Source organism: Caulobacter sp. SSI4214 (genome assembly GCF_012184455.1).
Taxonomy (GTDB): domain Bacteria; phylum Pseudomonadota; class Alphaproteobacteria; order Caulobacterales; family Caulobacteraceae; genus Caulobacter; species Caulobacter vibrioides_E.
Genome location: NZ_SZWJ01000134.1, coordinates 1 through 8188 on the forward strand (window position 1 = coordinate 1; position 8188 = coordinate 8188).

General features: G+C 67.2%; 9 protein-coding genes and 1 pseudogene. 7 read left to right on the forward strand and 3 right to left on the reverse strand.

Going from position 1 to position 8188, the window contains the following annotated elements:
• A partial coding sequence (locus tag FCU40_RS21870; RefSeq protein ID WP_168077858.1) for an EAL domain-containing protein occupies nt 1-814 on the forward strand: 814 nt, incomplete at its 5' end.
• Between the two features lie 13 nt (nt 815-827).
• On the opposite strand, the gene FCU40_RS21875 is transcribed toward FCU40_RS21870, so the two are convergent.
• Nucleotides 828-1415 (reverse strand): YqgE/AlgH family protein, encoded by a 588-nt coding sequence (locus tag FCU40_RS21875; protein ID WP_168077860.1) that lies wholly within the window; start codon nt 1413-1415, stop codon nt 828-830.
• 127 nt (nt 1416-1542) lie between these two features.
• On the opposite strand from FCU40_RS21875, the gene FCU40_RS21880 reads away from it, so the two are divergent.
• Nucleotides 1543-2025 carry a peroxiredoxin gene (locus tag FCU40_RS21880; RefSeq protein ID WP_004623384.1) on the forward strand — a complete coding sequence of 161 codons (483 nt, stop codon included), beginning with the start codon at nt 1543-1545 and terminating at the stop codon, nt 2023-2025.
• Nucleotides 2026-2078: 53 nt separating this feature from the next.
• On the opposite strand, the gene FCU40_RS21885 is transcribed toward FCU40_RS21880, so the two are convergent.
• Nucleotides 2079-2501, reverse strand: coding sequence for a MarR family transcriptional regulator (locus FCU40_RS21885; protein ID WP_168077862.1), 423 nt, complete (start codon nt 2499-2501; stop codon nt 2079-2081).
• A gap of 146 nt (nt 2502-2647) precedes the next feature.
• On the opposite strand from FCU40_RS21885, the gene FCU40_RS21890 reads away from it, so the two are divergent.
• The 3 genes and pseudogenes from FCU40_RS21890 to FCU40_RS23465 all read left to right on the forward strand — a co-directional run.
• Nucleotides 2648-3601, forward strand: coding sequence for an alpha/beta hydrolase (locus FCU40_RS21890; protein ID WP_168077864.1), 954 nt, complete (start codon nt 2648-2650; stop codon nt 3599-3601).
• Between the two features lie 378 nt (nt 3602-3979).
• A complete protein-coding gene (locus tag FCU40_RS21895) occupies nt 3980-4819 on the forward strand; it encodes an alpha/beta hydrolase (protein ID WP_168077865.1) in 840 nt (279 codons plus the stop codon).
• A gap of 46 nt (nt 4820-4865) precedes the next feature.
• Nucleotides 4866-4949: pseudogene (locus FCU40_RS23465) on the forward strand (hypothetical protein); the annotation flags it as partial.
• 20 nt (nt 4950-4969) lie between these two features.
• Here FCU40_RS23465 and FCU40_RS21900 read toward each other — a convergent pair.
• Nucleotides 4970-6727 (reverse strand): acyl-CoA dehydrogenase, encoded by a 1758-nt coding sequence (locus tag FCU40_RS21900; protein WP_168077867.1) that lies wholly within the window; start codon nt 6725-6727, stop codon nt 4970-4972.
• Nucleotides 6728-6905: 178 nt separating this feature from the next.
• Between FCU40_RS21900 and FCU40_RS21905 the strand changes: the two genes are divergently transcribed.
• Together FCU40_RS21905 and FCU40_RS21910 are read left to right on the forward strand one after the other, a co-directional pair.
• On the forward strand, nt 6906-7529 hold the full coding sequence (locus FCU40_RS21905; RefSeq protein WP_168077868.1) for a YceI family protein: 624 nt from the start codon (nt 6906-6908) through the stop codon (nt 7527-7529).
• Nucleotides 7530-7562: 33 nt separating this feature from the next.
• Nucleotides 7563-8188: cytochrome b (locus FCU40_RS21910; protein WP_168077870.1), on the forward strand; the 626-nt coding region annotated here is incomplete at its 3' end.

Genomic DNA, 8188 nt, shown 5'->3' on the forward strand with positions numbered 1-8188 from the left:
TCTCTCGCGCCTGGCGTTGGAAGCCGACCTGCGCGGCGCCATCGGGCGCGGCGAGATCATGCCCTACTTCCAGCCCGTCGTGCGCCTGTCGACCGGCGCGCTGTCGGGCTTCGAGGCTCTGGCTCGCTGGATCCACCCGCGCCGGGGGATGCTGCCGCCGGACGAGTTCCTGCCGCTGATCGAGGAAATGGGCCTCATGAGCGAGCTGGGCGCGCACATGATGCACGCCGCCGCCAAGCAGTTGGCGACCTGGCGCGACAGCCATCCGGCCATGGGCGCCTTGACGGTCAGCGTCAATCTTTCGACCGGCGAGATCGACCGCCCTGGCCTGGTGGCCGACGTCGCCGAGACCCTGCGCGTCAACGGCCTGCCGCGCGGCGCCCTGAAGTTGGAAGTCACCGAAAGCGACATCATGCGCGACCCCGAGCGGGCCGCCGTGATCCTGAAGACCTTGCGCGAGGCCGGCGCGGGTCTGGCGCTGGACGACTTCGGCACCGGCTTCTCGTCGCTGTCGTATCTGACCCGCCTGCCGTTCGACACGCTGAAGATCGACCGCTATTTCGTCCGCACCATGGGCACGAACGCCGGGTCGGCCAAGATCGTCCGCTCGGTCGTCAAGCTGGGCCAGGATCTGGATCTGGAAGTGGTGGCCGAGGGCGTCGAGAACGCCGAGATGGCCCACGCCCTGCAGTCTCTGGGCTGCGACTACGGCCAGGGCTTCGGCTACGCGCCGGCCCTGTCGCCGCGGGAGGCCGAGGTCTATCTGAACGAGGCCTATGTCGACGGCGCCGCGCCAGTGAAGGCGCGGGGGTAGTCGGTTTAGATCCTCACGCCCGACCGGCGGTGGCGGACAAATGATCCGCCGTGATCCCCAGCTTGGCCAGCGCCCGGGTCCACTTGTGCGCGTGATCCTCGTCGAACAACAGACCTTCGTCGGCGTCGCAGATCAGCCAGACATTGTCGCGCAGTTCCTGCTCCAGCTGGCCGGGACCCCAGCCGGCGTAGCCCAGGGCCAGGATCGATCGGCGCGGGCGGCGGGTCTGGCTGGCCATGGCGTCCAGCACGTCGCGGGTGGCGGTCAGGCCCAGGCCCTCGGCGATGGGCAAGGTCGAGTCCGGCGAGTTGAAGTCGTCGGTGTGCAGGACGAAGCCCCGCTCGCGCTCGAGCGGCCCGCCCAGCAGGACGAGGTCGCGCGGCGCCTCGATCTCGGACTTCACGCCCAGGCGTTCTAGAAGTTCGAACACCGTCAGGCCCTCGACGGGGCGGTTCACCGCCAGGCCCACGGCCTGTTCCTCGTCGTGGGCGCACAGGTAGAGCACCGTGCGCTCGAAGCGCTCGTCCTCGATGCCGGGCATCGCCACCAGGAGCCGCCCGGTCAGGAATTCATGCTCGGAGTCTTCGATCATGCTGGCCATGAGCGGAGCATTGGCTCGGAAGGAGACGGTTTCAAGTCGTAGGCTTCGTGAAAGCGCGCTTGGCGACCGCTTCGGCGAGGGATATCGAAGGCGCGGTACTCACCCCCGAGACGAGGAATACGGCCCCATGGCGATCCAGGTTGGCGACACGCTGCCCGCGGCGACTTTCATGACCAGCACGGCCGAGGGGCCGGCGCCGCTCACCACCGACGACATCTTCAAGGGCAAGACCGTCGCCCTGTTCGCCGTTCCCGGCGCCTTCACCCCGACCTGCTCGGCCAAGCACCTGCCGGGCTTCAAGGACCACGCGGCCGACCTGAAGGCCAAGGGCGTGGACACGATCGCCTGCGTCTCGGTCAACGACGTCTTCGTGATGAAGGCCTGGGGCAAGGACCAAGGCATCGACGGCGAGGTCCTGCTGCTGGCCGACGGCAATGGCGACTTCACCCGCGCCATCGGCCTCGACTTCGACGGCAGCAAGTTCGGCATGGGTCCGCGTTCGCAGCGCTATTCGCTGATCGCCAAGGACGGCGTCGTGACCCAGCTGCACGTCGAGGAAGCGGGCCAGTTCAAGGTCTCGTCCGCTGAGTACCTGCTGGAGCAGCTGTAGGCTCCAGGCCTGGCGTCCGTTCCTCGCCGCGCGCGGCAGAGCGGACGCCGCTCCTATTTCCCGGCCACCGCTTCGCGCAGGCCCTGGATCCGGCCGTTCAATGCTTCCAGCGCCGCGCCGTCCATGCCCGAGCGCTCCAATAGCAGGTCGCCTAGACAGCCCGACCGCTCGAGCAGCGCGCGACCCGCCGGGGTCATCCACACCTCAACCCGACGCTCGTCCTCCGAGCTTCGCCGCCGCTCGACCAGACCGGCGGCTTCCAGGCGTTTGACCAGGGGCGTGACGGTGCTGGATTCCAGGTCCAGCCGCGCGGCGACGCCGCCGATGGTCGCGCCATCGGTCTCGCCCAGCGCGCTCAGCACCAGATATTGCGGATAGGTCAGGCCAAGCTCGTCGAGCAGCGGCTTGTAGGCCCGGGTGATCGCCATGCTCGTGGCGTAGAGGGTGAAGCAGATCTGCTGATCCAGCGGGCGCATCGGCGGCGTCTCCGTTCGCGTACTGACCCGCCCTTACCACGAAAAATGATATCGCGATAAGAATCTTCTGGACTCTGGCTCAGGTTGGAATTAGCCATATCATTATCGCGATAACGAATATCGCGGAAACGAAAAGAGGGATCACCATGAGCCAGTCGAACCAAGCTTCCCGCCGCGGGCTGATGACCGCTGGTCTCGGCCTCGCCGCCGCGGCCGCCGCCGCGCCCCTGGCCGCCGCAGCCAAGCCGCACGCCGCCCATCGCGCCCAGAGCGGTTTCGTCACCACGAAGGACGGCGTCCAAATCTTCTATAAGGACTGGGGCCCCAAGGACGCCCAGCCGATCGTGTTCCACCACGGCTGGCCGCTCAGCGCCGACGACTGGGACGCCCAGATGATGTTCTTCCTGCTGAAGGGCTACCGCGTCATCGCCCATGATCGTCGCGGCCATGGCCGCTCGACCCAGACCGACACCGGCAACGAGATGGACACCTACGCCGCCGACGTCATCGCCTTGGCCGATCACCTGGACCTGAAGAACGCGTTCCACGTCGGCCACTCGACCGGCGGCGGCGAGGCGATCCACTACGCCGCGCGCGCCAAGCCCGGCCGCGTCGGCAAGGTCGTGCTGATCGGCGCGGTGCCGCCGATCATGCTGAAGACTCCGGCCAATCCGGGCGGCCTGCCGATCGAAGTGTTTGACGGCTTCCGCGCCGCCCTCCTCGCCAACCGCGCCCAGTTTTTCCGCGACGTTCCGGCCGGTCCGTTCTACGGCTTCAACCGTCCCGGCGCGAAGGTCAGCCAGGGCCTTGTCGACAACTGGTGGCGCCAAGGCATGATGGGCGGGGCCAAGGCCCATTACGACTGCATCAAGGCCTTCTCGGAAACCGACTTCACCGCCGACCTCAAGAAGGTCGACCTGCCGGTCCTCATCATGCACGGCGAGGACGACCAGATCGTCCCGATCGCCGACAGCGCCCGCCTGGCCATCAAGCTGGTCAAGAACGGCACGCTGAAGACCTATCCGGGTCTGCCCCACGGCATGGCCTCGACCCATCCCGAGGTGATCAACGCCGACTTGCTGGCGTTCTTCAAGTCGTAGGTCTCGCCAACCCGCTCGCCATCCCGCGCCTTGTTGTCCAGGGCGGGGGATGGCGGCTCAGCGGTCTTTGTCCAGCTTTAGCAGCTTGACCACGTTGTCATGCAGCAACGAGCTTCTCCTCGGCGGCCCTCACGCCCAGGGCGCGGACCGCCTTCAAGGTTTCGTCGGCCGAGTACCTGCTGGAACAGCTGTAAGCGGCGTTTGGTCGCACGCGGAAAGGGCGGCCCGACGAACGCCGGGGCCGCCTTTTTTGTGGCGCAATATCAGAAACGATGAGTTTCGATCATTTCCATTTCGTATCCTCGGAGATGGGCGCATCTTTCTCTTGTCAGCGGCGAGAACGGTCTCGCGGCCAGCCAGACAAGGGACTCGAGGGACATGAGCAGCGGTTTCATCACCACCACCGACGGCGCCGAAATCTTCTACAAGGACTGGGGTTCCAAGGACGCCCAGCCGGTCGTCTTCCATCACGGCTGGCCGCTGTCGGCCGACGACTGGGACGCCCAGATGATATTCTTCCTGGGCCAGGGCTATCGCGTCATCGCCTTCGACCGTCGCGGCCATGGCCGCTCCACCCAGACCGACACCGGCAACGAGATGGACACCTACGCCGCCGACACCGCGGCCCTGGTCGAGGCTCTGGACCTGAAGAACGCCATCCATGTGGGCCACTCCACCGGCGGCGGCGTGGTCGCCCGCTATGTGGCCCGCTTCGGCGGTAATGGCCGCGTCGCCAAGGCCGTGCTGATCGGGGCCGTGCCGCCGATCATGGTCAAGACCGAAAGCAACCCCGGCGGTCTGCCGATCGAGGTGTTCGACGGCTTCCGCGCCGCCTTGCTGGCCAATCGCGCCCAGTTCTTCCGTGATATCCCCGAGGGTCCGTTCTTCGGCTTCAACCGTCCGGGCGCCAAGGTCAGCCAGGGCCTGATCGACAACTGGTGGCGTCAGGGCATGATGGGCGGCGCCAAGGCCCACTATGACAGCATCAAGGCCTTCTCGGAGACCGACTTCACCGAAGACTTGAAGGCGATCGACGCGCCGGTGCTCATCCTGCACGGCGAGGACGACCAGATCGTGCCGATCGCCGACAGCGCCCATCTGGCCATCAAGCTGGTCAAGAACGGCACGCTGAAGACCTATCCGGGCCTGCCGCACGGCATGGCGACGACCCATCCCGAGGTGATCAACGCCGACCTGCTGGCGTTCTTCAAGGCGTAGGTTTCACACAATTACACCGTCATCCCGCGCTTTATGCGCGGGACCCATGGTTCAGCTTTCACGTGAGAGCCTGATCCCGCTCCGCACCTACGGCGGAGATATGGGTCCCGCGCATAAAGCGCGGGATGACGGTGTTTATTTGGGTTGGAATTAAGCCCCGAGCACGTCTGGCGTCATCGCCTCGAAGTCCGCGCCGCCGATCATGACGCCCGCCGCCGCGCCCGGGACCTGGGCCAGGACGCTTTCGGCGAACACGCGGGCCAGGGCGCGCTTGCTCTCGGCCCAGGCGGCGTCCGCCTCGCCCGAGGCCGCCAGGGCGCCCTTGGCCAGCATCCAACCGCCGACCACGTCGCCGAGCAGTTTCAGATAGGCGGTGGCGCCCGAAAGCGCGTCGGGCATGGACTTGGCGCGGCGCTCGATCAGCCAGGCCGTGGCGCTGGCCGCCGCGTCGAGGGCGGCCGAAAGGCGCAGGCCGACGGCCTTGAGGTCCGAGGCGTTCAGGGCGTCGATGGTCTCGCGGATGTCGTCCATCAGGTCGGCGACGGCCTGACCCTCTCCCATGGAGAGTTTGCGGCCGATCAGGTCAATGGCCTGGATGCCGTTGGTGCCTTCGTAGATCGGCGCGATGCGGGCGTCGCGGTAGTGCTGGGCCGCGCCGGTCTCCTCGATGAAGCCCATGCCGCCGTGGATCTGGACGCCCTGCGAGGCCGCCCAGACGCCGACGTCGGTCGACCAGGCCTTGGCGATCGGGGTCAGCAGTTCCTCGCGCAGCTTGGCCGCCGTCCGGGCCGCGTCATCGGTCGACGCGCGGGCCAGGTCGGCGGCGACGGCGGTCGACAGGCAGATGCCGCGCGCGGCCTCGATATGGGCCTTCATCAAGACCAGCGAGCGCCGCACGTCCGGATGATCGAACAGGCGCGAGGGATAGGCGCCGGTCCAGGCCGAGCGGCCCTGGGCGCGGTCCTGCGAGAAAGCCAGCGCCTGCTGGTACGCGCGCTCGGCGATGGCGACGCCTTGCGTGCCGACCTGCAGGCGCGCGGCGTTCATCATCGTGAACATGTTGGGCAGCCCTTGACCCAGACCCCCGACCAGCTCGGCCTTGGCGCCTTCGAACAGCATCACGCAGGTGGGCGAGCCGTGAATGCCTAGCTTGTGCTCCAGCCCGCCGACCCGCAGGGCGTTGCGCTCGCCCAGCGACCCATCGGCGTTGACCAGCACCTTGGGCGCCAGAAACAGCGAGATGCCCTTGACCCCGGGGGGCGCGTCCGGCGTGCGAGCCAGCACCAGGTGGACGATGTTATCGGCCGCGTCGTGATCGCCCCAGGTGATGTAGATCTTCTGGCCGCTGATCTTCCAGCCGCCGTCGCCGTCCGGGGTGGCGATCGTGGTCAGGGCCGCGAGATCCGAACCGGCCTGCGGCTCGGTCAGGTTCATCGTGCCGGTCCACTCGCCGGAGACCAGCCTGGGCAGATAGGTCGCCTTCTGGCTCTCGGAGCCGTGGTGCTCCAGCGCCTCGATCGCGCCCAGGCTCAGCATCGGGCACAGGCCGAAGGCCATGTTGGCGGCCTGAACCATCTCGAGCACCGCCACCTCAAGCGTCTTGGGAAGGCCCTGACCGCCATGCTCGGTTGGCGCGGCCAGGCTGGTCCAGCCGCCTTGCGCGAACTGCTGATAGGCGTCGGCGAAGCCGGGCGCGCAGCGGACCACGCCGTTTTCCAGCTTGGCGCCGACCAGGTCGCCCTGGCGGTTCAGCGGGGCCAGCACGTCCGAGGCGAAGGCGCCGGCCGCCTCCAGCACCGCCGCCACGGTGTCCGCGTCGGCCTCCGGGAAGGCGTCGGCCAGCCGGTCGAAGCCGGCGGCGTGGCGCAGCGAGAAGGCGAGGTCACGGACGGGCGCGCGGTAGGTCATGGCCGAAAGCTCCAGAATTTCGGTCCCCTCTTTAGGCGGGGTGACGCGGCGTCACCAAGCCGCGCGCATGTTTATGCGGAAAATCACGGGTTCGTGATAAGCGCTCCCTTCAACTCCATGGTGGAGTTCCTAAGTCGGGGATCCGTAACCGGTGCTGTTCTAATTTTCGGAGCCCACGATGTATCGTCCTCTCGCCTACGCCGCCCTCGCCGCGGCCCTGCTGACCGCGCCGGCCGCCTACGCCGCGCCGTCGACCGATCCGGCCAAGATGCCGGCCGGCCACTATGTCCTCGACAAGACCCACGCGTCCCTGACCGCCAAGCTCAAGCACATGGGCCTGTCGAACTACACGCTGCGCTTCACCAAGCTGGACGCCGACTACACCTATGATCCGGCCCAGCCGGCGGCCGCCAAGCTGAGCGTCACGGTCGATCCGGCCTCGCTCGACACCTCGACCGGCGCCGACGAGTTCGGCCTGAAGTTCAACAAGGAACTGATCGGCGACGGCTGGCTGGAAGCCAACAAGTACCCGACCATCACCTTCGTCTCGACCGCCATCAATGTCGGCGACGGCCAGCATGGCAAGGTGACCGGCGACCTGACGTTCCACGGCGTGACCAAGCCGGTCGTGCTGGACGTGACCTTCAACGGTTCGGGTCCGGGCATGAACCCGCTGCAAACGCGCGCCGGCTTCTCGGCCGTGACGACGATCAAACGCTCGGACTTCGGCGTGAGCAAATATGTCCCGCTGGTCGGCGACGACGTCACCTTGAACATCGAAGTCGAGTTCCAGAAGAAGTAATCTGTTCGAGACTCGGGGATCTGGGAGACACGCATGGCCGCGAGCCGGACGCGTTACACGACGGTGGCGATCGTCATTCACTGGCTGATCGCCGCGGCCATCGTCTTCCAGATCATCCTGGGCTGGCGGATGGGCGACGGGCCCAAGGGGTCGCCCACGACCTTCGCCCTCTTCCAGCTGCACAAGTCTATCGGCATCACCATCCTGCTGCTGAGCCTGGCGCGCCTGGCCTGGCGGCTGTTCAACAAGCCGCCGGCGGCCCCCGAGGGGCAGCCGAAGTGGGAACGGATCGCCTCCAAGGTCGTCCATATCGGCTTCTACGTGATCATGATCGGCCTGCCGCTGACGGGCTGGATCCTGGTCTCGGCCAGCCGCGTGGCGATCCCGACCCTGCTTTACGGGGTCATTCCCTGGCCGCATGTGCCGGGCATTCCCGAACTGGCCGCCGGCCCCAAGCACGTCTGGCATGAGATCGGCGAACTGGGCCACGGCGTGCTGGTCAAGCTGACCTACGTTCTTCTGGCCCTGCACCTGGGCGCGGTCGCCAAGCATCAGATCCTCGACAAGGACGAGGTGTTCGGAAACATGGCGCCCGGCGCCAAGCCCGGCTGGAAGGAGCCTCGCGCCTGGCTAGCCGCCGCCGGCTTCGCCGCCGTGGT

What these genes read in the sequence shown, in the direction of transcription:
- FCU40_RS21900 (WP_168077867.1), bottom strand. Translation starts at nt 6,727, where the DNA reads ATGACCTACCGCGCGCCCGTCCGTGACCTCGCCTTCTCGCTGCGCCAC.
- FCU40_RS21890 (WP_168077864.1), top strand. Translation starts at nt 2,648, where the DNA reads ATGAGCCAGTCGAACCAAGCTTCCCGCCGCGGGCTGATGACCGCTGGT.
- FCU40_RS21880 (WP_004623384.1), top strand. Translation starts at nt 1,543, where the DNA reads ATGGCGATCCAGGTTGGCGACACGCTGCCCGCGGCGACTTTCATGACC.
- FCU40_RS21875 (WP_168077860.1), bottom strand. Translation starts at nt 1,415, where the DNA reads ATGGCCAGCATGATCGAAGACTCCGAGCATGAATTCCTGACCGGGCGG.
- FCU40_RS21895 (WP_168077865.1), top strand. Translation starts at nt 3,980, where the DNA reads ATGAGCAGCGGTTTCATCACCACCACCGACGGCGCCGAAATCTTCTAC.
- FCU40_RS21885 (WP_168077862.1), bottom strand. Translation starts at nt 2,501, where the DNA reads ATGCGCCCGCTGGATCAGCAGATCTGCTTCACCCTCTACGCCACGAGC.
- FCU40_RS21905 (WP_168077868.1), top strand. Translation starts at nt 6,906, where the DNA reads ATGTATCGTCCTCTCGCCTACGCCGCCCTCGCCGCGGCCCTGCTGACC.